Source organism: Pseudarthrobacter oxydans, from assembly GCF_013314975.1.
Taxonomy (GTDB): Bacteria; Actinomycetota; Actinomycetes; order Actinomycetales; family Micrococcaceae; genus Arthrobacter; species Arthrobacter oxydans.
This window is the reverse complement of record NZ_JABTYH010000007.1, coordinates 1-26,187: the sequence shown is the minus strand read 5'-3', so window position 1 is coordinate 26,187 and position 26,187 is coordinate 1. Positions and strand designations below refer to the sequence as shown.

Below are 26,187 nucleotides of genomic sequence, written 5' to 3'. Positions count from 1 at the left end.
CTGCCGATGTCCCCGCCATAAGCTAATTACGGGGGTCCAATAGCCCGCGCCGACGCCGGTGAAAGAGGCTCGTGATCGGGATCTCCGTCGCCTAATTTCTGAGGTCGTAGAGTTGGACACCGTCGACCACCTGCTTCCTGAAGTGGCTGCGGACCCATTCGGTAATGCTGAGTGTCTCCGAACTTAGTTCTCCACGGTCCAGCAGGTCCTGCTGCCAGATAAAGTACCCAATTTGGCCTTCTGACACCAGGCGCTGAAACTGTTCCAAAGTGGGTGCGGGATCGGTCCCAAGCCAACCACCCAAAGGGATGACAGGGCGGCCGGAATCGATCTGGTAGAGGGCAGCGTTCTGTGCAGAATAGGTGGCAGCCGCCCACTTCTGGGCGGCGGTGTCTTTGCGGAGAAGATCAACGACCGCAGGAGAAGGCAGTGCTCCCATGGCTGTTTGCTGCGCCCAGGGAGGTTGCCCTGCTTTGACGGAAACCATGAGCTGAGACATCGAGGTCGCGTCATTGCCCAACGGCCCGGACTGCGGATTGGTCCCTTTTTGGGGGGTAGCCAGGGTGTATAGATTGACTGCAAGAGGTGCCAACAGGAGGCAGAGCGTGACGGCACCTGCAGAAAAGAAACGGGGAAGACCAGATCGGGTCGGCAAGAACCAAGTGAGAGCTGCTACCAGGCCCAACCCCACCAGGACAGCGTAAACCCACGTCGGCCACTGATCGCTATACTGCATCACCCTCAAAGCCATGTAGGTCGATGCGCCGACAAGCAGAGCGCCAAGTAGGCGGAGTGCCGGACGGTGACGAAGATGCCACAGGCATGACAATCCTATGGCCACTATAAGAGCCATCGGCGCGCCCAACGCGTACGTGTAATAGGTATGAATCATGGTGCCCATAAAGCAGAGCACCAAAAAAACCGTGGCGAACCAAGCCGATGCAACCACTGCAAGATTTCGCTGTTGACTGGAGAAGTCGAGTGACCTGAACAGAACCACAACAATGAGGCAGCAAACGATAGCGGTGAACAGCAACCAGCCAATCTCTGGCGCAAAGTTGCCGTTGAATATGCGTCGAATGCCCCCGTCGTACGGGGCCGTCTCGTCCGCCGCCGTGGCTCGTCCCCCCTCGGCGTTCAATGGAATGTGAATGAAACGAGCCAACCCGTTGTAGTTCAGTGTGAGTTCTAGGGCGCTGTTAGTTGTTGAACCCCCTATGAAAGGCCGCTCGGCGGCAGGAGTTAGATCCGCTGCGACCAACCATGCGCCACCTGTTGCAACGAACATGCCAGCTGACATCAAGAGCTGGTGTGTGCGCTGCCAGAGCCGACCGTTGCTGAACACCATCACTGCCGCGCAGAGGGCTGGAACCACCAATAGGGCCTGAACCTGCTTGGCCATGAATGCCAGCCCCAGGAGGAACCCTGCCAAGGCGAAGGTCCGCAGCCGGCCGGACTCCATGGCTTTGAGTGTCACAAGGACGCAAGCCACGGTTAAAAGCCCCATCAGCGGTTCTGGGTTGTTGAAACGGGACATTAGGACCACCACAGGGGTTGTGGCATAAACAGCGGCGCCGAAGAGAGCCGTTCGTGGGCCAAAACCACGTCGAATTACCCTGTAGATCAAGTAGCTGGTAGTAACACCCATCAATGCCTGAGGCACAAGTATGCTCCAGCTGCTGAGGCCAAAGAGCCGCACGGAGAGAGACATGACCCAGATGCTGAGAGGGGTCTTGTCAACGGTGATGAGGTTGCCCCATTCAAAGGACCCGAAGAAGAATGCCTTCCAATCCTGTGAGCCGGCTTGCGCTGCAGCTGAGTAGTAAGGGTTTGCCCATCCGTTGGCGTCCAGTCCCCACAGGAACAGCACGGCTGTGCCGCCGAGTAGGGCCAAGAGCGCGGGCCGCTCCCACTGTTCGTCTTGTTCCGGACCGCGCACGAACCTGCACACCAGCGAGAAGATGTAATGAGCTGGCGTGGCTGCTTTCCCGCGTCCTGGCCTTATGCCCCCCAGGTGCTCTGCATCCTTCGCTGCGGGGCCGTCGAGAACCGCGCTCACAGGACGCGTCCGGTCGGCGCAAGGCTGGACGAAACCGAGATTCTGGAACGACCGTCAATGCGCCGCACCCGGAACACCCAGAGCCGGAGGAGGACAAACCGCATCAGAGTGGCAAAGATATTGGCGGCTGTCAGCGTCAAAAGTTCCAGATTTGGGGCCGCGTCAGGGCTCGCTGCATGGAGAATCAGCAACGACGAGGACGTTATGGTCCAAGCGAGTAGAAAAACGATCAAGCCCTGAAACTGTTGTGTGAACAACTTCGCAGGGCCACTTATCCCGAAGGTGAACCTGCGGTTGGCGGCAGTATTGCCGACAGCCGTCAGAAGCAGGGCCAGGAAGTTTGCCTCCTGCGCCCCGAAGGGGCCTTGGAAAATGAGGTAAAGCAAGGCGAAAGCAAGCGTGGAGACAGCCCCCACCAGTCCAAAACGAAGAACCTGGCCAAAGAAGCTGGGTCGGCCCGACGGCACTATCGGACGGCGACCCAATTCGGCGTATATCGCCGCTACTGGAATTACCCCTTTCACCAGGGAACCGGCGACACGCACCATGCCCCGCAAATCGTCGAGAGCGGTCTGCTTAATGTCAACACGGCTGTCCGGGTCATCCACCCAATCGACAGGAATTTCATGTATGCGCAGTCCGGAGCGCTCTGCAATGATCAGGAGCTCCGTATCGAAGAACCACCCGTTGTCCTCCACATGGGGGAGGAGGCGCTTCGCAACGTCAGCGCGGATCGCTTTGAAGCCGCACTGGGCATCCGAGAAACGCACCTGCATGGTCCGCCGGAGAAGGAAGTTGTAGGACCTTGAAATGAATTCGCGTTTGGGACCCCTGCTTACACGGGAACTTTGGCCCAGACGAGTGCCAATAGAAATGTCGGAATGCCCGGACAACAACGGAGCGACCAAGGGCAGCAGCGCGGCCAGATCTGTGGAAAGGTCCACGTCCAGATAGGCAAGGACCTTCGCGTCGGAAGCGCCCCAGGCATCCCTCAGGGCGTATCCGCGCCCTTTGACGTCAAGGCGGCGATACTCAACATTCGGCATGTGCTCGCTGAGTCGAGCGGCAATCACCGGAGTCCGATCGGTGCTTGCATTATCGGCGATGGTTATTTTCCACGTCGACGGCATTTCGTGCGTCAAGTATTCGGCGAGCCTCGTGATGCTGTTTTCGAGTACCGCTTCCTCGTTAAAGACCGGTACAACAATTTCGAGCGCCAAGCCCCCATAGCTAGGTGTCATGCATTGGATCGTAGGGGTGCCGAAATAGCCATGGCGAGGCTTTTGGGGAAAGACAGGTAACAACGAAAAGAACCAAGTAGTCCCAGTAATTGCCCTTGCTGGAACGCAGGTACTCACCAAGTAGAAGCGGTCTGGACTGCCGGGCTACGCAGGTGCTGCGCTGCCCATCCTCTAGACTTGACCGGTGTCTAGATTATTTGGAACTGATGGTGTCCGGGGCCTGGCGAACGGTCTGTTGACTGCGGAGCTGGCGATGCAGCTGGCCCAGGCGGCCGCCGTCGTGCTCGGCCACGACCGCAACTCCAACGGAACGCGGCCTCGTGCCGTGGTGGCCCGTGACCCGCGCGCCAGCGGCGAGTTCATCGCCGCTGCGGTGGAGGCCGGGCTGTCCAGTTCCGGCATTGACGTCTACGACGCCGGCGTCCTCCCCACACCCGCGGCGGCCTACCTGGTTGCTGACCTGGACGCGGATTTCGGCGTGATGATCTCCGCCTCCCACAACCCCGCGCCGGACAACGGCATCAAGTTTTTCGCCCGCGGCGGCCAGAAACTCCCGGATGACGTCGAGGACGCCATCGAGGCCCAGATGTCCAAGGAGGCGGTGCGCCCTGTCGGCGCGGACGTGGGCCGCATCCAGCGCTTCTCCGACGCCGAGGACCGCTACATCGTCCACCTCCTGGGCACCATCCCGCACAACCTGGAGGGCATCCGGGTGGTCCTGGACTGCGCCCACGGTGCCGCCAGCGGCTGCTCGCCCCAGGTGTTCAAGGACGCCGGCGCAGACGTCATCGTCATCGGGGCTGAACCGGACGGCCACAACATCAACGACGGCGTCGGCTCCACCCACCTTGGCCCGCTCAAGGAGGCTGTGCTGAAGTACGGCGCCAACCTGGGAATTGCCCACGACGGCGACGCCGACCGCTGCCTCGCCGTGGACCACGAGGGCAACGTGGTGGACGGCGACCAGATCATGGCCATCCTCGCCGTTGCCCTGAAAAAGTCCGGAAAGCTTAAGGACGACGTCCTGGTGGCCACCGTCATGAGCAACCTCGGCCTGAAGATCGCCCTCCGCCAGGCCGGTATCACCATCCGCGAAACGGCAGTGGGGGACCGCTACGTGCTGGAAGAGATGCGCGACGGCGGCTTCAACCTTGGCGGCGAGCAGTCCGGCCACGTGATCTTCGCCGACTACGCCACCACCGGCGATGGCGTCCTCACAGGACTGCAGCTCGCCGCCCAGATCGCCCTGACCGGAAAGCCGCTCAAGGAACTCGCCACGGTGATGACCAAGCTTCCCCAGGTCCTCATCAACGTCAAGGGCGTGGACCGCACCAGGGCGGGAAGCAACGAGGTCCTCGCCCAGGCCGTGGCGGCAGCGGAAGCCGCACTGGGCGACACCGGTCGTGTCCTGCTCCGCCCTTCCGGCACGGAACCCGTAGTGCGCGTAATGGTGGAGGCCGCGGACGAAGAAACCGCCCACTCCATCGCCGAGCACCTGGCCCAAGTGGTCCGCGCCGAACTCGCCCTGGAACTGGTCAGCGAGTAACCAGCAAACAAAAAAGTGGCCCGTTTCCGGGAAGGAAACGGGCCACTTTCGGTGATGAAGGTTTAGGAACGGCTCTTCAGCGCGTCCCGGATCTCGGTGAGCAGGGCGATCTGCGGATCCTCGTCCGCTTCTTCCTTGACGTCGGTGTTAATTCCCAGCCTGCGGTTGCGGCGTTCGATCATGTGGTTCATGGGCATGATGACCACGAAGTAGATCGCGGCGGCGATCAGCACGAACGAGATGATGGAGGAGATGACCTGTCCATACAGGAACCCCTCCCACTGCATCTCCTCGATGCCTTTCGCCTGGAAAAGGAGCCCGATCAGGGGTGTGAGCAGGCCCTCGACAATGGAGGTCACGACAGCGCCAAAAGCGGCACCCATCACGACGGCGACGGCAAGGTCTACGACGTTGCCCTTCATGATGAAATTCTTGAATCCTGTCAACATACGGACCAAGCTAGCGCACCCGGGTGAGCCGAACGTGACAGCCAAGTAAATTAGTTGTCCGTGTCGCGAACTAAGCCAGCCTGCCGATCGTACCGCCGGGGCGTGCGCACAGCCCTACGGATACGCCGGAGCCGGCTCCACGCCGAAATACTCCTCCACCGTGTTGATGCCCCGGTTCACCATGTCCGTGGCCGCCTCCACCCCGATGTACCGCAGGTGCCACGGCTCGTAGTAGTAGCCCGTGATCCGGTGGAACATCCACGGGTACCGCACCACGAACCCGAACCGGTGCCCATTCGCCTTGGCCCAGACGGCCGAGGGCTGGTCCGCGAAGCACGGCTGGAACCCGCAGGCGCCGTTGCCGTCGGCAATGTCGAAGGCCCAGCCCGTCTGGTGCTCCGAATAGCCGGGCCTGGCGCTGGCCGTGTCCGCATCGGCCTGGCCGCGGGCGGCAACATACCCGTTGTACGTGGCCACCTGGGTGGTGTATGAGCGGTATCCGCTGGCCAGGACCATCGCCACACCGTCCCGCGCGGCCGCCGCGAACATTGCTTCCGCAGCAGCCGCCGCCGTGCTGTTCAACAACGACGCCTCACCGGAAGCAGTCATGGCAACGGCGGGACGCACCAGGTCAGCCGGGAGGTAATCCGCCGGCACCAGCGGCCGGTGCTTGTTCACGATCAGCCAGGGGCTGGCCGGATCAGTGAGGGAGAACTGCCGCGGCAACGCAGCCGAGGGCGACGGCGTGGGGGACGGCGCGGCCGGTGCCGCGGCCTCTGTGGCGGGCGCCGCCGTCGTAATTTCCGGGGTGGGCGTGGCGGCCACCGTGGCAGGTGCCGGAGCGGAGGCAGGGGCCGACGACGGCGGCACGGCGCTGGGTGCCTCCGGTGTGCAGGCTGCCAGGACAGTGAGTCCGGCGCCCGCAGCGAGGAAGCGCGTGAAACTTCGCCGGCTCGCCGCCTGCCCGGAAACAGGGGAGCAGTCCTGGCACACCTGTGTTAAACCTTCCGGAGCAGCATGCGGCGGATCGAATGGTCCGCCTCCTTGGTGAGCACCAGCTGCGCACGTCCCCGGGTGGGAAGGACGTTCTCCTCAAGGTTGGGCTCGTTGATGCGCTTCCAGATGTCCCGCGCCGTAGTCTCCGCCTCTTCGTCGGACAGGGTGGCGTACCGGTGGAAGTAGGACTCCGGCTGCGCGAACGCAGTGCTGCGCAGCTTGCGGAACCGGTCCACGTACCATTCCTCGATGTAGGAGGTCTTGGCATCCACGTAGATGGAGAAATCGAAGAAGTCGCTCAGCGCCAGGCCCTGCCGGCCGTCGTGCCGCGGACGCGCCGGAGCCAGCACGTTCAGGCCCTCCACGATCAAAACGTCAGGCCGGCGGACCACCACCTCCTTGCCCGGAACGATGTCGTACGTCACGTGGGAGTACCAGGGGGCGCGCACTTCCTCGGCGCCGCTTTTGATCTCGCTCACGAAACGGAGCAGCGCCCTGCGGTCATAGGACTCCGGGAAACCCTTGCGCTCCAGCAGCTGGCGCCGCTTGAGCTCAGCCAGGGGGTAGAGGAAGCCGTCCGTGGTGATGAGTTCCACATTGGGGGTTCCGGGCCAGCGCCGCAGCATTTCACGCAGCACACGGGCAATGGTGGACTTGCCCACGGCAACAGACCCCGCGACGCCGATCACGAACGGCGTGCGCTGGGTGTGTTCACCCAGGAACGTGGTGGTGGCCGCGTGCAGCTGCCCGGCAGCCTCCACATACAGGTGCAGGAGCCTGGAAAGCGGAAGGTAGACCTCGCGGATCTCCCTCATGTCCAGGGGGTCCCCGAGGCCACGGAGACGGATGATGTCCTCTTGGTTGAGAGGCTGCTCCATCTCATCTGCGAGCCGGGACCAGGTCTGCCGGTCCAGCTCGACGAACGGGGAGACACCCTCCCCGTTCGCCTCGTTGCGTTGCAAAGTCACTCTAGAGATTCTGCCCCCCGCCCGGCACATAGCGAAATGGAGCACGGCCTGCGCGCGGCGGCAGCCGCAATATTCTGCTCCTGCAGGGACGCTGCCGGTTTAGATCTGGGGTGCCCCTGCCGATAGTCTTGAGCCTATGTGTGGAATTGTGGGATATGTGGGCCGTTCAGTCGACGGTGGAATTGCCGGTCACAGCGCGCTGGATGTTGTTCTTGAAGGCCTTCGCCGCCTGGAGTACCGGGGCTACGACTCCGCCGGGGTCGCCGTCGTGTCCAAGGGCGCGATCGAGTCGCGGAAGAAGTCCGGGAAGCTGAGCAACCTGATCGCCGAGCTCGAGGCGCACCCGCTGCCGGAGACGGTGACGGGGATCGGCCATACCCGGTGGGCCACGCACGGCGGGCCGACGGACCGCAACGCGCACCCGCACCTGGCCGATGGCGGCAAGCTCGCCGTGATCCACAACGGCATCATTGAAAACTTCGCCGAGCTCAAGCTTGAGCTGCTGGACAAGGGCGTGACCTTCCTGTCCGAGACGGACACCGAGGTGGCCGCGGCGCTGCTGGCGGATATCTACCGGAACAAGCTCGCCGGGGACACCGCTGAGGGCCGGCTGACCCGCGCCATGGAACTGGCCTGCCAGCGCCTGGAGGGCGCCTTCACGCTCCTGGCCGTCCACGCCGACCAGCCCGACGTCGTAGTGGCCGCCCGCCGCAACTCACCCCTCGTGGTGGGCCTGGGCGAGGGCGAGAACTTCCTGGGCTCGGACGTGTCCGGGTTCATCGACTACACCCGCCGTGCCGTGGAGCTGGGCCAGGACCAGATCGTCACCATCACCGCGGAGACCGTGGAGATCACCGACTTCTTCGGCAACCCGGCTGCGGGCAAGGAATACCACGTGGACTGGGACCCGGCCTCGGCGGAAAAGGGCGGTTTCAGCTCCTTCATGGAGAAGGAAATCCATGACCAGCCCGACGCCGTGGCGCAGACCCTGCTGGGCCGCTCCGACATCAACGGCAAGCTGACCCTGGACGAGCTCCGGATCGACCCCGCCCTGCTGAAGCAGGTCAACAAGATCATCGTGCTGGCCTGCGGCACCGCCGCGTACGCGGGCATGGTGGCAAAGTACGCGATCGAGAACTGGTGCCGGATCCCCACCGAGGTGGAACTGGCGCACGAGTTCCGCTACCGGGACCCGATCCTGGACGCGAACACCCTGGTGGTGTCCATCAGCCAGTCGGGGGAGACCATGGACACCCTGATGGCCGTCCGCTACGCCCGGGAACAGGGCGCCAAGACCATCTCCATCTGCAACACCAACGGCTCCACCATCCCCCGTGAATCCGACGCCGTGCTCTACACCCACGCCGGCCCGGAGATCGCGGTGGCCTCCACCAAGGCGTTCCTGGCGCAGATCACCGCCGCGTACCTGCTGGGCCTGTATTTGGCACAGCTGCGCGGAAATATCTTCTCCGGCCAGATCAAGGACGTCCTCGCGGACCTGAACAAGATCCCGGCCAAGATCCAGAAAATCCTGGACAACGCCGGACCCTTGCGCGAACTGGCCCGCAGCATGGCCAACGAAAAGTCGGTGCTGTTCCTGGGCCGGCACGTGGGATTCCCGGTGGCGCTGGAGGGTGCGCTGAAGCTGAAGGAAATCGCGTACATCCACGCCGAGGGCTTCGCCGCCGGCGAGCTCAAGCACGGCCCGATCGCCCTGATCGATGAAGGCCAGCCGGTGTTCGTGGTGGTCCCGTCCCCGCGCGGCCGGGATTCCCTGCACGCCAAGGTGGTCTCCAACATCCAGGAAGTCCGCGCCCGCGGCGCCCGGACCCTGGTCATCGCCGAGGAAGGCGACGAAGCAGTCAAGGCCTACGCCGAGTACGTCTTCTACGTCCCGGAAACCCCCACGCTGCTCATGCCCCTGCTGACCACCGTCCCGCTGCAGATCTTCGCCGCGGAACTGGCCCAGGCCAAGGGCTACGATGTGGACCAGCCCCGCAACCTCGCCAAGAGCGTCACCGTCGAGTAACGGCCTGATCTGGTACTGATTCATGAAGGAAGCCCTGGGCCCTGCGCCCGGGGCTTCCTTCGTTTCAACCGGCTGCCACGCGCGTGCTGCGCACAGCCGGCCGGGACCGTCGACGTAGAGTAGTGCCATGATTGTTGGCATTGGCGTAGACGTTGTAGACATCGAGCGGTTCGGCCGCCAGCTTGAACGCACCCCCGGCCTCCGGGACAGGCTGTTCGTTCCCGCCGAGCGTGAGCTGAACACCCGGTCACTGGCTGCGCGGTTTGCCGCCAAGGAAGCTGTTGCCAAGGTCCTCGGTGCACCCGCCGGCATGAACTGGCAGGACTGCTGGATCGGCCTGGACCAGAACGGACCCACCGTGCAGGTCAAGGGCACCGTGCTGGCAGTGGCCGAGGCCAAAGGCGTCAAGCGCTGGCACCTCTCCATGAGCCACGACGGCGGGATCGCCACGGCCACCGTCCTGGCCGAGGGCTGAACCTGCCCGGGCCCCCTCGGGAACTGACGCCGTGATCAGCGCCTACACCGGAACCCAGGTCCGCCGGGCTGAGGAACCACTCCTCGCCTCCGGACTGGGTGACGTCCTCATGCAGCGCGCAGCCCACGGCCTGGCCAACGCCGTCATCAGGGAACGCCGTTCCCGAGGCCTGGGTATCTACGGCGCAAGTGTTTCCGTCCTTGCCGGCAAGGGCAACAACGGCGGCGACGGGCTGTACGCCGCCTCCTTCCTGGCGGCACGCGGCATGCGGACGACGGCGGTGCTCACCGGAGACAGCGCCCACCCGCAGGCGCTGGCTGCTTTTGAGCGCGCCGGCGGCCGGGTGCACCGTCTCGACGGGGCGGCACCCGCTGCACTCGCCGCAGAAGCGGCGCGCGCCGACGTCGTCATTGATGCCGTGCTGGGCACAGGCGCCAAAGGCGGGCTGCGGGGGAGCGCTGCCGCGCTGGTTGCCGCCGTCTCCGAGCTTCTGGCAGGCGGCAGCGGACAGGCGCTCGTGGTGGCGTGCGACCTTCCCAGCGGTGTGGACGCCGATACCGGGGAAGTCTTCCAGCCGGTGCTGCCGGCGGACCTGACCGTCACCTTCGGCGGTGCCAAGAACGGCCTGGTCACGGACCCAGGCGCCGACTACGCCGGCCGGGTGCTGGTGGTGCCCATCGGTATCGAGGAGCACCTGCCGCAGCCTTCGCTCCGCCGGCTCGACGACGGGGACCTGGCCCTGCTGCTCCCACACCCTCCCCGGCGTGCCCACAAGTACTCCCGCGGCGTGCTGGGCGTGGTTGCGGGCTCCGTGGACTATCCCGGTGCCGCCGTCCTGGCCTGCCGGGGCGCCCTGGCAGCGGGCGTGGGGATGGTCCGCTACCTTGGCCCGCCCCAAGTCGCGGACCTGGTGAGGCAGGCCTGCCCTGAGGTGGTCTGCAGTACCGGAGCTGTTGCGGACAATCGCGTGCAGGCCTGGCTGGTGGGCTCCGGCATGGGTCCCGAACACCACGAGCAGCTCCAGCGGGCGCGCGACGCCGTGGGATCGGGCCTGCCCGTCGTCGCGGACGCGGGTGCCCTTCCCGTTCTTCCCGAAAACCTCGGCCCGCATGTGGTCCTTACCCCCCACGCCGGAGAGCTGGCCTCGCTGCTGCAACGCCTGGGCAGATCAGAGGACCGCGACCTGGTGGAAGCCGGAACCCTGACCGCGGTACGCCGCGCCTCGGAACTGACCGGCGCCACCGTGCTCCTCAAGGGCGCCACCACCCTGGTCGCCGCGCCCTCGGGCGACGTGTTCAGCCAGGCAGACGGCACCCCCTGGCTGGCGACTGCCGGTAGCGGGGACGTCCTGGCCGGCATCATCGGCGCCCTGCTCGCCCAGGCGGGGAACGACGTCGGACGCTTCAGTAAGGAGGGCATGGAACCGGACGTGCGCTGGGCCGCCATTGCCGCGCTGGGAGCCGCCCTGCACGGCAAAGCCGGACGGTCGGCGTCGGACGTGAACGCCGGAGGACCGGTCACCGCAGGAGGTATCGCCGACTCCCTACCCCAGATCTGGGGTAAAGTAAGCACGCTTAGTAACTCAGGGGTGCGGAAACGTAATAGTCACACCCAACCGTTACGGTAGGCATTAGTTCGCACCGGCAGCAGGGCGCTCCTGCTCTTCTGCTGCCGAATCACAATGAGGAGCATTATGGAAGTCTGGCCTGGATCGGCTTATCCCCTTGGCGCCACCTACAACGGAACCGGCACCAACTTTGCGCTGTTCAGCGAACGAGCAGAAAAAGTCGAGCTTTGCCTTTTCGATGACGACGGCAAGGAAACCCGCATCGAGCTGGACGAGGTGGACGGCTACGTCTGGCACTGCTACATCCCGCAGGTCCAGCCCGGCCAAAAGTACGGCTACCGGGTCCACGGACCGTACGACCCCGCGTCCGGCAACCGCTTCAACCCCAACAAGCTCCTGCTGGACCCCTACGCCAAGGCCGTCCACGGCCAGGTTGACTGGGATCCCTCACTGTTCACGTACAACCTCGGCGAGCCGGACTCCATCAACAACGAGGACTCCGCCAGCCACATGATGATGGGCGTGGTCATCAACCCGTTCTTCGACTGGGACGGCGACCAGAACCTCCGGATCCCGTACCACCAGTCCGTCATCTACGAAGCGCACGTCAAGGGCCTCACCCAGCTGCACCCGGAAATCCCCGAGGAGCAGCGCGGCACCTACGCCGGCGTGGCGCACCCCGCCGTCATTTCCCACCTGCAGAAGCTCGGCGTCACCGCCATCGAGCTGATGCCCGTGCACCAGTTCGTCAATGACGGCACCCTGCAGGACAAGGGCCTGAACAACTACTGGGGCTACAACACCATCGGCTTCTTTGCGCCGCAGAACACCTACAGCTCCACCGGGGACACCGGCCAGCAGGTCCAGGACTTCAAGGCCATGGTCCGTTCCCTGCACAAAGCGGGCATCGAGGTCATCCTGGACGTGGTGTACAACCACACCGCCGAAGGCAACCACCTGGGCCCCACGCTGTCCTTCAAGGGCATCGACAACGCCGCCTACTACCGGTTGATGGAGGGCGACGAGAAGCACTACATGGACTACACCGGCACCGGCAACTCCCTGAACGTCCGCCAGCCGCACTCCCTTCAGCTGCTCATGGACTCGCTGCGCTACTGGGTGTCCGAAATGCACGTGGACGGCTTCCGCTTCGACCTCGCCTCCACCCTGGCCCGCGAGTTCTATGACGTGGACAAGCTGTCAACGTTCTTCGAACTCATCCAGCAGGACCCGGTCGTGTCCCAGGTCAAGCTCATCGCCGAGCCGTGGGACGTTGGACCCGGCGGCTACCAGGTGGGCAACTTCCCGCCGCAGTGGACCGAATGGAACGGCAAGTACCGAGACACCGTGCGCGACTTCTGGCGCGGCGAGCCCGCCACCCTGGGCGAATTCGCCTCCCGCATCACCGGTTCCGCGGACCTGTACGAGCACTCCGGCCGCCGCCCCGTGGCATCCATCAACTTCGTCACCGCGCACGACGGCTTCACCCTCGCGGACCTGGTGTCCTACAACGAGAAGCACAACGACGCCAACGGCGAGGACAACAACGACGGCGAATCCCACAACCGGTCCTGGAACTGCGGCATTGAAGGTCCCACGGACGATCCCGAAGTCCTTGGCCTCCGCGCCCGCCAGCAGCGGAACTTCATCGCCTCGCTGCTGCTCTCCCAGGGCGTACCCATGCTGCTGCACGGCGACGAAATGGGACGCACCCAGCAGGGCAACAACAACGGCTACTGCCAGGACTCCGAGCTGACCTGGATCAACTGGGACACCGTTGACCAGCCGCTGATCGAGTTCACCGCGGCCGTCAACGCGCTCCGCGCCAAGCACCCCACCTTCCGCCGCAGCCGCTTCTTCGACGGACGCCCGGTACTGCGTGGGGAAGGCGAACGGCTGCCGGACATCGTATGGCTGGACCCGGAGGGCGAGAACATGAAGCCCGAGGCCTGGGACAGCGGGTTCGGCCGGTCCGTGGGCGTGTTCCTGAACGGGCACGGCATCCAGGGCAAGGACAGCCGCGGCCGGAGGATCACCGACGTGAACTTCCTGCTGTACTTCAACGCCCACGATGACACCGTCAAGTTCACCCTGCCCTCGGACGAGTACGCCCCGGCCTGGGACGTCATCATCGACACCGCCGGGCAGAACGCGGACACGGAGCCGGTCGCTGCCGGCCAGCCGCTGCCCGTCGAGGCCAAGTCCCTGGTGGTCCTCCGTGCGCACACCGTCGAGGAAGTTGAACCGGACCACTCCGTGGCGGCTTCCCTGGCGGCATTGACGCAGACCTCCACCAGCGAGACCGAATCGCTTACCACCCCCATGGTGGCCGAGCCCGGCAAGACCACCAAGATCGGGGAACGGAAGGCTACAGCAAAGTGAGGGTCCCGGCATCCACCTACCGACTTCAGATCCGCCGCAGCTTCACCCTGTTCGACGCCGCCGACAAGGTCCCGTACCTCAAGGACCTCGGCGTTGACTGGGTCTACCTCTCGCCCATCCTCACCGCGGAGCAGGGCTCGGATCACGGCTACGACGTGACCGACCCCTCCGCGGTGGACCCGGAGCGGGGCGGCCCCGAGGGCCTGCTGGCCCTGTCCAAGGCTGCCCGCGAGCACGGCATGGGTGTCCTGGTGGACATCGTGCCCAACCACGTGGGCGTAGCGACGCCCGTGCAGAACCCCTGGTGGTGGTCCCTGCTGAAGGAAGGGCAGGGCTCGCCCTACGCCGAAGCCTTCGACGTCGACTGGGACCTGGCAGGCGGGAAGATCCGGCTGCCCATGCTTGGCTCGGACGACGACCTGGACAAGCTGGAAATCAAGGACGGCGAGCTCCGCTACTACGACCACCGGTTCCCGCTCGCTTCGGGAAGCTACTCAGAGGGCGACTCCCCCCAGGAGGTGCACAGCCGGCAGCACTATGAGCTGATGGACTGGCGCCGGGCGGACGCCGAACTGAACTACCGGCGCTTCTTCGCAGTGACCACGTTGGCCGGGATCCGGGTGGAAACCCCCAAGGTCTTCGAGGAAGCACATGCCGAGGTGGGCCGCTGGTTCAAGGAAGGCCTGGTGGACGGCCTGCGGGTTGACCACCCGGACGGCCTGGCCGATCCCGCCGGCTACCTGCGCTGGCTGAAGGACCTCAGCGGCGGAGCCTACGTCCTGGTGGAAAAGATCCTCGAGCCGGGCGAAACCCTGCCGCAGGACTTCGCCACCGAGGGAACCACCGGGTACGACGCCCTCGCGGACGTGGACCGGGTGTTCGTGGACCCCGCAGGCCAGCAGGCGCTGGACGAGTTGGACGCGAAGCTTCGCGGCTCCAGCACCCCTGCGGACTACGCGGAGATGATCAGGGGCACCAAGCGGATGATTGCGGACGGCATCCTGCGGTCCGAGGTCCTGCGCTTGGCCCGCCTGGTACCGGAGTCCTACGGGCTGCCGGTGGAGCAGGCCGCAGATGCCATTGCCGAGATCATCGCTGCGTTCCCGGTCTACCGGACATACCTGCCCACCGGCGCCGAGATCCTCAAGGAAGCGTGCGAATCAGCGGCGGCCCACCGGCCCGACCTCGAGGTTGCCGTGGGCACCCTGCTGCCGCTGCTCCTTGATCCCGGGAACCCCATCGCGGTCCGCTTCCAGCAGACCTCCGGCATGGTGATGGCAAAGGGCGTCGAGGATACGGCGTTCTACCGCTACAGCCGCCTGGGCACCCTGACAGAGGTGGGGGCCGAACCGACAGAGTTCTCTGTTTCCGCGGCTGAGTTCCACCAGCGGATGGTCCGGCGCCAACAGGAACTTCCCCTGTCCATGACCACCATGTCCACGCATGACACCAAGCGTAGCGAGGACGCCCGGGCCCGGATCTCGGTCATCGCCGAGCTGCCGGAGGAGTGGGCGGACACCTTGGCCACGCTCCGCGGACTCGCCCCGATTCCGGACGGCCCCTACGAGAACCTGCTGTGGCAGGCTGTGGTGGGGGCGTGGCCCGCAAGCAGGGAACGCCTGCAGGGCTACGCCGAGAAGGCTGCCCGGGAAGCCGGCAACTCCACCACCTGGACCAGCCCCGACGAGGACTTCGAATCCTCCGTCAAGGCCGCGGTGGACGCAGTGTTCGACGACGGCCGCGTCACCAAAGCGGTGGAGGACTTCGTGGCACGGATCGATTCCTACGCCGCGTCCAACTCCGTGTCCGCCAAGCTGGTCCAGCTGACCATGCCCGGCGTGCCGGATGTTTACCAGGGCAGCGAGTTCTGGGAACGGTCCCTGACCGACCCCGACAACCGGCGGCCGGTGGACTTTGAAGTCCGCCGGCAGGAGCTCGCCAAGCTCGACGCCGGCACCCTCCCCGCGGCCGGCACGGAACCCAGCAAGCTCCTGGCCACGTCCCGCGCGCTCCGGCTCCGCCGCGACCGGCCCGAACTGTTCCAGGGCTACAGCCCCGTGACAGCCACGGGCCCGGCGGCGGATCACGTCCTCGCATTCCACCGCGGGGGTGACGGCGCCCTGGGCGCCCTGACCCTGGCCACCCGGCTTCCCGCCGGACTCGCGGCCGACGGCGGATGGCGGGACACCGCCGTCGAACTTCCCGTTGCGGTGCGTGACGAACTCACCGGCAACGCCTACGGACCCGGCTCCGTTCCGGTGGCCGACGTCCTGGGCACCTACCCCGTGGCATTGCTCGTACCGGCGGATGGAGAAAAGGCATGACCCTCGTCAATGGCGGGCCCGAGCGCTTCGACGTCTGGGCTCCCGACGCTAAATCCGTGGTACTGCTGGCCGGCGGCCAGCAGTATCCCATGGTGGGAAAGGACACGGCGCCTGGCTCTGAAGGCTGGTGGACAGCCCCGGACGCTCCGGCTGGCGGTGAGGTGGACTACGGCTACCTGCTGGACGGGGACAGTCACCCAGTTCCCGATCCGCGGTCGCGCCGCCTGCCCGCCGGCGTCCATGAGCTCTCCAGGACGTTCGACCCCGCAGCCCACGCCTGGCAGGACTCCGGCTGGAAGGGCAAGGAGCTGAAGGGTTCGGTAATCTACGAACTCCACATCGGCACCTTCACCCCTGAGGGAACCCTTGACGCTGCAGCCGAAAAGCTCGGCTACCTTGCGGACCTGGGAATCGACTTCGTCGAGCTGCTCCCGGTCAATGGCTTCAACGGGACCCACAACTGGGGCTACGACGGCGTCCAGTGGTACGCGGTCCATGAAGGCTACGGCGGGCCTGCGGCCTACCAGCGCTTTGTGGACGCTGCCCACGCCGCCGGCCTGGGCGTCATCCAGGACGTGGTGTACAACCACCTCGGCCCGAGCGGAAACTACCTGTCCAAGTTCGGCCCGTACCTGAAACAGGGGGATGCCAACACTTGGGGCGACTCCGTGAACCTGGACGGTCCCGGCTCCGACGTGGTGCGGGAATACATCTTGGACAACCTTGTCCTCTGGCTCCGGGATTACCACGTGGACGGCCTCCGCCTGGACGCCGTGCACGCGCTGAAGGACGAGCGCGCCGTGCACATCCTCGAGGAGTTCGGCGCCCTGGGCGACGCCGTCTCGGCGGAGACCGGGCTGCCGAAGACCCTGATTGCCGAGTCGGACCTGAACAACCCCCGCCTGCTGTACCCGCGGGACGTCAACGGGTACGGGCTGGCCGGGCAGTGGAGCGACGACTTCCACCACGCGGTCCATGTCAGCGTCAGCGGCGAGACCACCGGGTACTACGAGGACTTCCAGTCCCTGGCGGTGCTGGCAAAGGTCCTGAAGGACGGCTTCCTTCACGACGGCAGCTACTCCAGCTTCCGCGGCCGGCACCACGGCCGGCCTATCAATGCCTCGCTGGTGCACCCTGCGGCGCTGGTGGTCTGCAACCAGAACCACGACCAGATCGGCAACCGCGCCACGGGGGACAGGCTCTCGCAGTCGCTGTCCCACGGGCAGCTGGCCGTGGCCGCCGTGCTCACCCTGACGTCCCCGTTCACGCCCATGCTGTTCATGGGCGAGGAGTTTGCGGCCAGCACCCCTTGGCAGTTCTTCACCTCCCACCCGGAACCGGAGCTGGGCAAGGCCACCGCGGAAGGCCGGATCAAGGAGTTCGAGCGCATGGGGTGGGATCCCGCCGTCGTGCCCGACCCCCAGGATCCGGAAACCTTCCGCCGGTCCAAGCTGGACTGGAACGAGGCCTCCGCCGGGGACCACGCACGGCTCCTGGAGCTTTACCGCTCCCTCACGGCGCTGCGCCGCGGGCACCCCGAGCTTGCCGGGCTCGGCTTCACCGAGACGGACGTGACGTTCGACGACGACGCCGGCTGGCTGCGTTTCCGTCGCGGAAGCGTTGAGGTACTGCTGAACCTCTCAGACGCCAAGGTGCGGCTGGAGGACGTTTCCGGGACGGTGCTGCTTGCAACGGACGAGGGAACCGGCCTTGACGGCGAGGCCCTCGCCCTGGCGCCCTGGAGTGCGGCAATCGTCAAATCCTGACGCTCCATTTCGGCCAGTGTTGCGCCGCGGGCTGATGTCAGCCCGCGGCGTAACTTTTCCGCCCTGGCCTGTTGCGCGGGTCACAGCTGGCAGGATGGAACACATGACTTATTCCGCGGCGGAAGACCGCTACGAATCCATGCCCTACCGCCGCGTCGGCCGCAGCGGACTCAAGCTCCCCGCCATCTCGCTCGGCCTGTGGCACAACTTCGGCGATGACAAGCGCTTCGACGAACAGCGCGCCATCCTGCGCCGCGCGTTCGACCTCGGCGTCAACCACTTCGACCTCGCCAACAACTACGGCCCGCCGGACGGGTCCGCCGAAACGAACTTCGGCCGGCACCTCCAAGACGACTTCAGGCCCTACCGGGACGAACTCGTCATCTCCACCAAGGCCGGCTACTACATGTGGCCCGGCCCGTATGGTGAGTGGGGCTCCCGCAAGTACCTCATCTCCAGCCTGGACCAGTCGCTGCAACGAATGGGCCTGGACTACGTGGACATCTTCTACAGCCACAGGCCGGATCCGGAAACGCCGATGGAAGAGACCATGGGCGCCCTGGACTACGCCGTCCGTTCAGGCAAGGCACTGTACGCGGGCATCTCCTCCTACACCCCGGAGCAGACCATTGAGGCCGCGCGCATCCTGAAGGACCTGGGGACGCCGCTGCTCATCCACCAGCCCAGCTACTCGATGCTCAACCGGTGGACGGAGAACGGTTCGCCCAACCTCTACGAAGCGCTGGACCAGGTGGGGGCAGGCTCCATCGCCTTCTCCCCGCTCGCACAGGGCATGCTCACCGACCGGTACCTCAACGGCATCCCCGCAGATTCCCGGGCAGCCAAGGCCCGCTTCCTCTCCGAGGATGCGATCACCGAGGAGAAGCTGGAGCGGATCCGCGGCCTGCACGCCATCGCCGCCGGGCGCGGACAGTCCCTCGCCCAGATGGCCATTGCATGGATCCTGCGGGACCAGCCCAAGGGTTCGCCCGTGACGTCGGCCCTGGTGGGCGCGTCCAGCGTCACCCAGCTGGAGGACACCCTGTCCGCCATCAACAACCTGGCGTTCACCGCCGATGAGCTGAACGCCATCGACGAGTTCGCGGTGGAATCCGACATCAACCTTTGGAAGCAGCCGGCCTGATTCGGTTACGGTGATTCCGCAGAGTGGGACAAGGGAACAACCCCGCGTCCCACTCTGTTGGTTACTATGAAAAGGCGCCGTTTTGGCGCAGAGCCTGCCGCGCCGCCGTCGTCCCCTCCCGGACGCGACGCCGGCGGGCTGACGTTTGTCCTCAAAGGAGTTCCGTGTCTTCACATCCGATTCGTGTTGCAATCGTCGGCGTAGGCAACTGCGCCGCTTCGCTGGTCCAGGGCGTCCACTACTACAAGGATGCCGACCCCAAGGCCACGATCCCGGGCCTGATGCACGTTGAGTTCGGCCAGTACCACGTGGGCGACGTTGAGTTCGTCGCCGCGTTTGACGTTGATGGCAAGAAGGTCGGCGTTGACCTTTCCGATGCCATCCTGGCGAGCGAAAACAACACCATCAAGATCGCCGACGTGCCGCCCACCGGTGTCACCGTCCAGCGCGGCCACACCCTCGACGGGCTCGGCAAGTACTACCTCGAGACCATCGAGCAGTCCACCGAAGAGCCCGTCGACGTTGTGCAGGCGCTCAAGGACGCCAAGGTTGACGTGATGGTCTGCTACCTGCCCGTCGGATCGCAGGAAGCAGCCGAGTTCTACGCCCAGGCAGCAATTGACGCCGGCGTGGCCTTCGTGAACGCCCTGCCTGTCTTCATCGCCGGTACCAAGGAATGGGCTGACAAGTTCACCGCCGCTGGCGTCCCGATCGTGGGCGACGACATCAAGAGCCAGATCGGCGCCACTATCACGCACCGCGTCATGGCTAAGCTCTTCGAAGACCGCGGCGTCACCCTGGACCGCACGTACCAGCTGAACGTCGGCGGCAACATGGACTTCAAGAACATGCTGGAGCGCGACCGCCTGGAGTCCAAGAAGATCTCAAAGACCCAGGCCGTCACCTCCAACGTCGAGGCCGAACTGGCCGCCAAGGACGTCCACATCGGCCCGTCCGACTACGTCCAGTGGCTCGACGACCGCAAGTGGGCCTTCGTCCGCCTCGAGGGCCGCAACTTCGGCGACGCCCCCGTGTCACTTGAGTACAAGCTGGAAGTCTGGGATTCCCCGAACTCCGCCGGCGTGATCATCGACGCGATCCGTGCCGCCAAGATCGGCCTGGACCGCGGCATCGGCGGCCCGCTGCTCTCCGCATCGAGCTACTTCATGAAGTCCCCGCCGGAGCAGTTCAACGACGACCTCGCCCGCGAAAAGGTGGAAGCCTTTATCCGCGGAGACCTCGAGCGCTAAGCCTTCGGTCCGGTTGCCCCCGGGACGCTCTCTCACTTAACTGCGGTTTCCGGACGATCCTCTCTCACTAGATGTAGGTTTTCACGCGGCGCTCTCTCACTTCGGTGGGGGAGCGCCGCTCCTTTAACGCTGGTAACGGCGGATGGCGTGGCTGGCTTGGGCGAGTGCCAGGAGTTTAAGGAGAAGCTGGCTGTGCATATGCATGCCGACAGCGGCAGTGAGGATGAGCCTGTCGGTGCTCTCCGGGGCGGTCGTTGCGGCAATGTCGAGTCCGGCCACGTCGTCCATCGCCTTGCTGTACGCATCCAGCACTGTCTCAGATACAGGAATCTTGAGGCCCGCCATCAGCTCCAGGTGGGCAGTGAGGGCGTTCCGGGCGTCACTTGCGGAATCCGGCCAACCGCGGAGACGCACGACGGCGTCAGTCGCCTCTGCCGCTTCCCCGCCGATCGACGTGGTGTAGTTTCCAAGATCCAGAACCACCCGCTGGACCGCAGCAAGGAGATCGAGGCGGGGCACGCCGTCGTCGGCCATTTTCACGAGGCCGCGAATCTGCCCGATGTTAAGGCCCATGATCTGGCGGAGCGCCTGGATTAATTCGAGCCGCTCGAGATGCCTGGCTGAATACTCGGCACGGGTTGCGTGAACGGCCTCACCTGGCGGCAGCAGACCCTCGCGCAGGTAGTACTTGATGCTTGCAGGTGTGACTCCTGACCGCTGACTCAGTTCATTGAGCTGCATCCCGATCTCCTTACCTGCCCGTGTCAATGGATAGTAAATTCGGGCCCGGCTATCCTGATGTACACGCATGGATAGTGGCTCTATCCTAAGGCTATGGAGCTTGGGAATGTTCTACTTGCCAGCCACGTGGTTGGCGCCCTTTTTGTGCTGGCCATCGGGCCCTTGCAGATACTGCGCCGACAGCGAGACCGTATCCACCGCACCATGGGCTACTTCTGGGTGGCTGCCATGTACTACGTCTGCTTCAGCAGTTTCTGGATTGTGTCGGACGGGCATTTCAGCTGGCTGCACGGGCTCTCGGCCTTCACCATCGTGACCGTAACCCTGGGCCTAGTCAGTGCCGTTCGCGGCAACATCGCCTCGCATAGGGGAAACATGATTGGCAGCTACGTCGGCATCGCCGTGGCCTTCATCTTCGCAGTGACTGTGCCGGGCCGTGCCATTCCTGATCTGCTCGCCACCGACCCCTCCTCCGTGGCGTTCGTCTGCGGACTCGTGGTGCTGAGCACGGCGGTGATCTTTGTTTCAGTGAAGCGGGGAGGCCGCGTGGGCGGGAGGCCGCGGACCGTTGTGACCGTAAATGCGCCTTCAGCACGGGTCCCTGACTCGCGGGAAGTGCGAGAGGATCGCCGGAAAGCCCGCATCAGGTGAGAGAGCGTCGATGGAAAGCCGACATCAAGTGAGAGAGCGTCGCAGGGGTCAGGCGAGGCCCACCGGGTTGCCGTCGCCGTCCACGTCCATGCGCATCGCGGCCGGGGCAGCGGGCAGCCCGGGCATGGTCATCACCGCTCCGGTCAGGGCCACAATGAAGCCGGCACCGGTCTTGGGCAGGAGGTCGCGGACGTGGATGGTGAATCCCTTCGGGGCGCCCAGGCGTGAGGCGTCGTCGGTGAACGAGTACTGGGTCTTGGCCATGCACACAGGGAGGCCGCCCCAGCCGTTCCGCTCGATATCGGCCAGCCGCTTCAGGGCCGGCACGGAGAAGTCCACCCCGTCCGCCCCGTAGATTTCCTGGGCGATGGTCCGGATCTTGTCCTCCACCGGCAGCCCCAGCGCGTACAGGTGCCGGAAATTGTTTGGCCCCGCCACCGTCTTCGCCACAAGGGCCGCAAGGTCATCCCCGCCGTCACCACCGCCGCCGCGTCCCCACACGTCGGCGACGGCGGCCGGCACTCCCTCCGCCGCGCACCACGCCAGCAGCCAGTCGAGCTCCTCGGCGGAGTCGGAGGAGAACCTGTTGATGGCCACCACGGGCGGCACCCCGAACTTCTCGACGTTGCGGACGTGGCGGCGCAGGTTCTCCACGCCGGCTTCCAGCGCGGCGATGTTCGGTGCGGTCAGCTGGTCCTTGGCCACTCCGCCCTGCATTTTCAGGGCCCGTACCGTTGCCACCACCACCACCGCGGAGGGCGCCAGGCCGCCGGTCCGTGCCTTGATGTCCATGAACTTTTCGGCGCCGAGGTCTGCGCCGAAGCCCGCCTCCGTGACCACAATGTCCGCCAGCCGCCGGGCCGTCTGGGTGGCAATGAGCGAATTGCAGCCGTGGGCGATGTTGGCGAACGGGCCGCCGTGAACCAGGGCCGGGGTGCCGGCGATGGTCTGCACCAGGTTGGGCTTGACGGCCTCCTTCAGCAGCAGCGTGAGCGCCCCCTGCACACCGAGGTCCGCCACGGTCACCGGTGACCGGTCAAAGGTGTAGCCGAACGTGATCCGGCCGAGCCGGGAGCGGAGGTCGGCCAGGTCCATGGCCAGGCAGAAGACCGCCATGATTTCCGACGCGACGGTGATGTCGAAGCCGTCCTGCCGCGGGACGCCCTGGGTGGGCCCGCCCAAACCGATGACCACCTCCCGCAGGGCGCGGTCGTTCATGTCCAGCACCCGCTTGAACGTCATGCGCCGAGGGTCGATGTTGAGCTGGTTGCCCTGGTAGATGTGGTTGTCCACCAGGGCCATCAGCGCGTTGTTGGCGGCTGTGACGGCGTGGAAGTCGCCGGTGAAGTGGAGGTTGATCTCGTCCATGGGCAGAACCTGGGAGTAGCCGCCGCCGGTGGCGCCGCCCTTCATGCCCAGGACCGGGCCCAGCGAGGGCTCACGCAGGGCGATCATCACCTTGTGGCCCGCCCGTGCCAGGGAATCGGCGAGCCCCACGGTGGTGGTGGACTTTCCCTCGCCGGCCGGCGTGGGGGACATTGCCGAGACCAGCACCACCTTCCCGGCAGGGGCAGGAGCCTGCAGCCGGGCAGGATCGATCTTGGCTTTGTACCGCCCATACTGCTCGAGGGCGTCCGCATTGATGCCCGCAGCCGCCGCAACCTCCTCGATGGGCCGGATCCGTGCCGCTCGGGCAATCTCAAGGTCACTGGGGGTGGGAGACATCGTTGTCCTTCGCTGGGCGGAATGGTTCGGCGGAACTGGTGGGCGGATCAGGTTCTCGTCATTTGGGCAGGCCGGCTGTCAGGACGCGGGAAAGGCCTGCACCAGCCGGGTCCCCACATGGTTGTCGACGGCGGCGTGATAGCTTTCCAGCGTGATCGCAGCAGTGCGGGCCCATCCCGAGTTCTGGGCCCTGATGGCGGCGGCCCGTCCCATGTCCTCGCGGGTGGCGGGGTCGTCGTACAGGGCCTCGAGCGCGTCGGCCCAGTCGGCGGCATGGTGGCCGTCCACCAGCAGGCCGGTCCTGCCGTGGAAGATGGCCCGCGACAGCCCGCCAACGCGCGTGGCCACCACCGGCGTGCCGCAGGCCTGGGCTTCGAGCGCCACCAGCCCGAAGGACTCGCTGAAGGAGGGCATCACCACCACGTCCGCCGCGCGGAACCAGGCCGCAAGCTCAGGTGCCTTGACCGGGGGAAGCTGCGTGAGGACGTCGTCCATCTCCGCCTCCGACACCAGCCGCCGGAGGTTGAACTCCTTGTTGCCGCTCAGCGAGCCCAGGATGGTGACCCGGAGATCGATGTCCGGGCGGCGTTTCCGCAGCAGCGCCGCGGCCTTGACCAGGACCTGCGGCCCCTTCAGCCGCTGGATGCGCCCGGCGAAGACCAGGTGGAACGTCCCGGGATTGATGCCCCGCTCCGCCCTGGACCGTGCCCGGAAGGCAGGCGTGAAGGTGCCCAGGTCCACGCCGGGCGGGGCAATGTCGATCCGGTCGTACGTGGCGCCGTAGTGCGAGACCAGTTCGGCGGCCTCGGCACTGGTGTTGGCGATGAGCCGGGCGGCGCCGTCCACAATGCGGTGCTCGCCCAGTTCACGCCGCCGCGGCTCCGGCTGTTCACCGGACTCCAGCAGCAGGTTCTTGACCTTGGCCATGGTGTGCATCGTATGGACCAGCGGCACGCCCCAGAGCTCGGACAGCTCCAGGCCGGCAATCCCGGACACCCAGTAGTGGGAATGGATGACGTCGTAGCGGCCATGCGGCTGCCGGCGGCGGATCTGCTCGATCTCCGCCACCATGCTGTGCAGCAGGCCCGGCAGCTCTTCCTTCGGAATCTTCTTCAGCGGCCCGGCCAGGACGTTGTGCACGCAGACGCCCGGATCAGGGTGTTCGACGGCGGGCTGGTTGGCCGAGGTGGACCGGGTGAAGATCTCCACCTCGACGCCCGCTTCCGCCAGCGCCGATGCCAGTTCGCGGATGTACACGTTCATCCCGCCTGCGTCACCGGAACCGGGCTGCTCCATGGGGGAGGTGTGGAGGGAGAGCAAAGCAACCCTGCGGATCAGTGCCACGGGACCTCCTTCCGGCCACCGGCGTGTACGGGCAGCGCCGGTAGAGTGCGCATCCGATAAAACACTACTCCTCCCTCACCTGACACCTGGGCGCCACAGGTCCCGGAGCGCGGGGAACTCCCGCTCGTAGCCGCCCAGCAGGGCATGGGCCAGGGCCTCCGAGTCCACCAGCGGATGCCCGGCGAACGCCGCAAGGGCGGCTTCGCGGTCACCCTCGACGGCGGCCCGCACGGTCAGCCGCTCCACCTCCTTGACCTGCCGGAGCAGTCCCAGCTGCGGTTCCGGGGGAGCCTGCTGGGGCAGCGGCAGCGCGCCGTCGGCCGTTACCGTGCAGGGAACTTCGACGATGGCGTCCGCCGGCAGCCCCGGAATGGCCGGTTCAGGGGCGGCCGGCCGGGCCGTGGTTTGGCCGGCGGCTGTGTCCGGTACGGGCGCGGGGGAGTTGCGGGTGTTCAGGATCAGCTGTGTGCCACCCGCTCCGGACAGGGCACGCATGGCCGCGAGGGCCACCCGCTCGTAGCCGCCGCCGGCGAGGTCGGCCTCGTCCCGCTGCCCGCCCTGGGTGCGTGCCTCGGCCAGGTAGCCCTCCTCGCGGGACCGGCGCGCTTCCTCCCAGAGCCGGAACGCATCGGCGCCCGCGCCTGCCAGCCGCGGGTACAGCTCCTCCTGCTGGCTGTGGATGGTCTCGCCGCGGGTCCGGGCCATGGCGCGCATAGCCTCGCGGGCGGCGTCCCGCTGGTAGTAGTAATAGAGGTACTCGTTGGGCAGCGCGCCGAGCTCCGCCAGGAACGGCTGGGGGAACAGACGGCCCTCCTCGAACGTGGCCAGCGCCAGAGGATCCGCGAGCAGCCGCGGCAGCAGGTCCTGCCCGTTGTACTCCAGCCGGTACAGCCAGCCCAGGTGGTTCAGGCCGTAGTAGCCCACGCCGTCGAGCCTTCCCTCCGGCAGCGGTGCCCCGGCCGCCCGCGCCGCCCGCTGCACCAGGCCGCCGGCCGAGTCGCAGATCCCGACGACCTTCCTGCCCATCACGGGGAGCAGCGCCTCGGTGACCATGCCTGCGGGGTTGGTGAAGTTGACCAGCCAGGCCTCCGGGCAGTGCTCCTTCATCAGCCGTGCCAGGTTGAGCATGTGCGGGATCGTCCGCAGCGCGTAGGAGATCCCGCCCGCGCCGGTTGTCTCCTGCCCCAGCAGGCCAAGGTCCTGCGCCACCCTTTCGTCCGCCACCCGCCCTGCCGTACCGCCGGGCCGGATGGCCGCGAACACCATCCCGGTGCCCGCCAGCGCCTGCGGCAGGTTGGTGGTGGCGTGCACCGGAACCCAGGCACCCGGACCGCCCGGCATGCTGTGCAGGACGGCGGTGACGGCCTGGAGGCGGACGGGGTCGACGTCGTACAGCACCAGCTCGCTGACCATCCCCGCAAAGCGTCCGGAGGCCAGCGCCCGGTATATCAGCGGCACCCGGAAACCCCCGCCGCCGGCAATGAGAAGCCGCATAACCAGCAGTCTAGGCCCGCGCCCGGCGGGCCCCTA

At 65.9% G+C, this 26,187-nt stretch carries 19 protein-coding genes; 10 read left to right on the top strand and 9 right to left on the bottom strand.

Annotated elements, in window-relative coordinates:
- Positions 1–91: 91 nt before the first annotated feature.
- Complete coding sequence (locus tag HTS88_RS06565; RefSeq protein WP_343044890.1) at positions 92–2,059, bottom strand: ArnT family glycosyltransferase; 1,968 nt, start codon at positions 2,057–2,059, stop codon at positions 92–94.
- A complete protein-coding gene (locus tag HTS88_RS06560; protein WP_174176637.1) occupies positions 2,056–3,300 on the bottom strand; it encodes a bifunctional glycosyltransferase family 2/GtrA family protein in 1,245 nt (414 codons plus the stop codon). Before HTS88_RS06560 ends, HTS88_RS06565 begins: the two co-directional genes overlap by 4 nt.
- Positions 3,301–3,484: 184 nt before the next feature.
- On the opposite strand from HTS88_RS06560, the gene glmM reads away from it, so the two are divergent.
- Positions 3,485–4,846 carry a phosphoglucosamine mutase gene (gene glmM, locus HTS88_RS06555; protein ID WP_174176635.1) on the top strand — a complete coding sequence of 454 codons (1,362 nt, stop codon included), beginning with the start codon at positions 3,485–3,487 and terminating at the stop codon, positions 4,844–4,846.
- Between the two features lie 62 nt (positions 4,847–4,908).
- Here the strand turns inward: glmM and mscL are convergent, their stop codons facing one another.
- The 3 genes from mscL to coaA all read right to left on the bottom strand — a co-directional run bounded on the left by mscL (position 4,909) and on the right by coaA (position 7,289).
- Positions 4,909–5,295, bottom strand: a complete 387-nt coding sequence (gene mscL, locus HTS88_RS06550) for a large conductance mechanosensitive channel protein MscL (RefSeq protein WP_174176633.1) — start codon at positions 5,293–5,295, stop codon at positions 4,909–4,911.
- A gap of 114 nt (positions 5,296–5,409) precedes the next feature.
- Positions 5,410–6,288 (bottom strand): D-alanyl-D-alanine carboxypeptidase family protein, encoded by an 879-nt coding sequence (locus HTS88_RS06545; RefSeq protein WP_174176631.1) that lies wholly within the window; start codon positions 6,286–6,288, stop codon positions 5,410–5,412.
- A gap of 5 nt (positions 6,289–6,293) precedes the next feature.
- Entirely contained in the window at positions 6,294–7,289 is a 996-nt protein-coding gene (coaA, locus tag HTS88_RS06540; protein WP_174176629.1) for a type I pantothenate kinase, read from the bottom strand.
- 106 nt (positions 7,290–7,395) lie between these two features.
- Here coaA and glmS point away from each other — a divergent pair, with 106 nt between their 5' ends.
- The 8 genes from glmS to HTS88_RS06500 all read left to right on the top strand — a co-directional run bounded on the left by glmS (position 7,396) and on the right by HTS88_RS06500 (position 20,196).
- Positions 7,396–9,288 carry a glutamine--fructose-6-phosphate transaminase (isomerizing) gene (glmS, locus tag HTS88_RS06535; RefSeq protein WP_174176627.1) on the top strand — a complete coding sequence of 631 codons (1,893 nt, stop codon included), beginning with the start codon at positions 7,396–7,398 and terminating at the stop codon, positions 9,286–9,288.
- 127 nt (positions 9,289–9,415) lie between these two features.
- Entirely contained in the window at positions 9,416–9,763 is a 348-nt protein-coding gene (locus HTS88_RS06530) for a holo-ACP synthase (protein ID WP_066277757.1), read from the top strand.
- Between the two features lie 31 nt (positions 9,764–9,794).
- Positions 9,795–11,390: an NAD(P)H-hydrate dehydratase gene (locus tag HTS88_RS06525; protein WP_174176625.1), complete on the top strand. Its 1,596-nt coding sequence runs from the start codon at positions 9,795–9,797 to the stop codon at positions 11,388–11,390.
- A 66-nt stretch (positions 11,391–11,456) separates the two neighbouring features.
- Positions 11,457–13,712 (top strand): glycogen debranching protein GlgX, encoded by a 2,256-nt coding sequence (glgX, locus tag HTS88_RS06520; protein ID WP_174176623.1) that lies wholly within the window; start codon positions 11,457–11,459, stop codon positions 13,710–13,712.
- Positions 13,709–16,036, top strand: a complete 2,328-nt coding sequence (treY, locus tag HTS88_RS06515) for a malto-oligosyltrehalose synthase (RefSeq protein ID WP_174176621.1) — start codon at positions 13,709–13,711, stop codon at positions 16,034–16,036. The genes glgX and treY overlap by 4 nt, the downstream gene beginning before the upstream one ends.
- Complete coding sequence (gene treZ, locus HTS88_RS06510) at positions 16,033–17,802, top strand: malto-oligosyltrehalose trehalohydrolase (RefSeq protein WP_174176618.1); 1,770 nt, start codon at positions 16,033–16,035, stop codon at positions 17,800–17,802. Before treY ends, treZ begins: the two co-directional genes overlap by 4 nt.
- A 103-nt stretch (positions 17,803–17,905) precedes the next feature.
- Entirely contained in the window at positions 17,906–18,946 is a 1,041-nt protein-coding gene (mgrA, locus tag HTS88_RS06505; RefSeq protein WP_174176616.1) for an L-glyceraldehyde 3-phosphate reductase, read from the top strand.
- A 164-nt stretch (positions 18,947–19,110) separates the two neighbouring features.
- Positions 19,111–20,196: an inositol-3-phosphate synthase gene (locus tag HTS88_RS06500; protein WP_174176614.1), complete on the top strand. Its 1,086-nt coding sequence runs from the start codon at positions 19,111–19,113 to the stop codon at positions 20,194–20,196.
- 123 nt (positions 20,197–20,319) lie between these two features.
- Here the strand turns inward: HTS88_RS06500 and HTS88_RS06495 are convergent, their stop codons facing one another.
- Positions 20,320–20,937, bottom strand: a complete 618-nt coding sequence (locus HTS88_RS06495; protein WP_174176612.1) for a MerR family transcriptional regulator — start codon at positions 20,935–20,937, stop codon at positions 20,320–20,322.
- A 93-nt stretch (positions 20,938–21,030) separates the two neighbouring features.
- Here HTS88_RS06495 and HTS88_RS06490 point away from each other — a divergent pair, with 93 nt between their 5' ends.
- Positions 21,031–21,588 carry a DUF2306 domain-containing protein gene (locus HTS88_RS06490; protein WP_174176610.1) on the top strand — a complete coding sequence of 186 codons (558 nt, stop codon included), beginning with the start codon at positions 21,031–21,033 and terminating at the stop codon, positions 21,586–21,588.
- Positions 21,589–21,636: 48 nt separating this feature from the next.
- Here HTS88_RS06490 and HTS88_RS06485 read toward each other — a convergent pair whose 3' ends face one another.
- The 3 genes from HTS88_RS06485 to HTS88_RS06475 all read right to left on the bottom strand — a co-directional run bounded on the left by HTS88_RS06485 (position 21,637) and on the right by HTS88_RS06475 (position 26,151).
- Complete coding sequence (locus HTS88_RS06485) at positions 21,637–23,313, bottom strand: formate--tetrahydrofolate ligase (RefSeq protein ID WP_174176608.1); 1,677 nt, start codon at positions 23,311–23,313, stop codon at positions 21,637–21,639.
- 78 nt (positions 23,314–23,391) lie between these two features.
- Positions 23,392–24,657: a D-inositol-3-phosphate glycosyltransferase gene (gene mshA, locus HTS88_RS06480; RefSeq protein WP_174176606.1), complete on the bottom strand. Its 1,266-nt coding sequence runs from the start codon at positions 24,655–24,657 to the stop codon at positions 23,392–23,394.
- A gap of 75 nt (positions 24,658–24,732) precedes the next feature.
- Positions 24,733–26,151: a family 4 glycosyl hydrolase gene (locus HTS88_RS06475; RefSeq protein ID WP_174176604.1), complete on the bottom strand. Its 1,419-nt coding sequence runs from the start codon at positions 26,149–26,151 to the stop codon at positions 24,733–24,735.
- Positions 26,152–26,187: the final 36 nt, after the last annotated feature.

What these genes read in the sequence shown, in the direction of transcription:
- glgX (WP_174176623.1), top strand. Translation starts at nt 11,457, where the DNA reads ATGGAAGTCTGGCCTGGATCGGCTTATCCCCTTGGCGCCACCTACAAC.
- mscL (WP_174176633.1), bottom strand. Translation starts at nt 5,295, where the DNA reads ATGTTGACAGGATTCAAGAATTTCATCATGAAGGGCAACGTCGTAGAC.
- HTS88_RS06490 (WP_174176610.1), top strand. Translation starts at nt 21,031, where the DNA reads ATGGAGCTTGGGAATGTTCTACTTGCCAGCCACGTGGTTGGCGCCCTT.
- mgrA (WP_174176616.1), top strand. Translation starts at nt 17,906, where the DNA reads ATGACTTATTCCGCGGCGGAAGACCGCTACGAATCCATGCCCTACCGC.
- HTS88_RS06530 (WP_066277757.1), top strand. Translation starts at nt 9,416, where the DNA reads ATGATTGTTGGCATTGGCGTAGACGTTGTAGACATCGAGCGGTTCGGC.
- HTS88_RS06485 (WP_174176608.1), bottom strand. Translation starts at nt 23,313, where the DNA reads ATGTCTCCCACCCCCAGTGACCTTGAGATTGCCCGAGCGGCACGGATC.
- glmS (WP_174176627.1), top strand. Translation starts at nt 7,396, where the DNA reads ATGTGTGGAATTGTGGGATATGTGGGCCGTTCAGTCGACGGTGGAATT.
- HTS88_RS06495 (WP_174176612.1), bottom strand. Translation starts at nt 20,937, where the DNA reads ATGCAGCTCAATGAACTGAGTCAGCGGTCAGGAGTCACACCTGCAAGC.
- treZ (WP_174176618.1), top strand. Translation starts at nt 16,033, where the DNA reads ATGACCCTCGTCAATGGCGGGCCCGAGCGCTTCGACGTCTGGGCTCCC.
- HTS88_RS06560 (WP_174176637.1), bottom strand. Translation starts at nt 3,300, where the DNA reads ATGACACCTAGCTATGGGGGCTTGGCGCTCGAAATTGTTGTACCGGTC.
- coaA (WP_174176629.1), bottom strand. Translation starts at nt 7,289, where the DNA reads ATGTGCCGGGCGGGGGGCAGAATCTCTAGAGTGACTTTGCAACGCAAC.
- HTS88_RS06475 (WP_174176604.1), bottom strand. Translation starts at nt 26,151, where the DNA reads ATGCGGCTTCTCATTGCCGGCGGCGGGGGTTTCCGGGTGCCGCTGATA.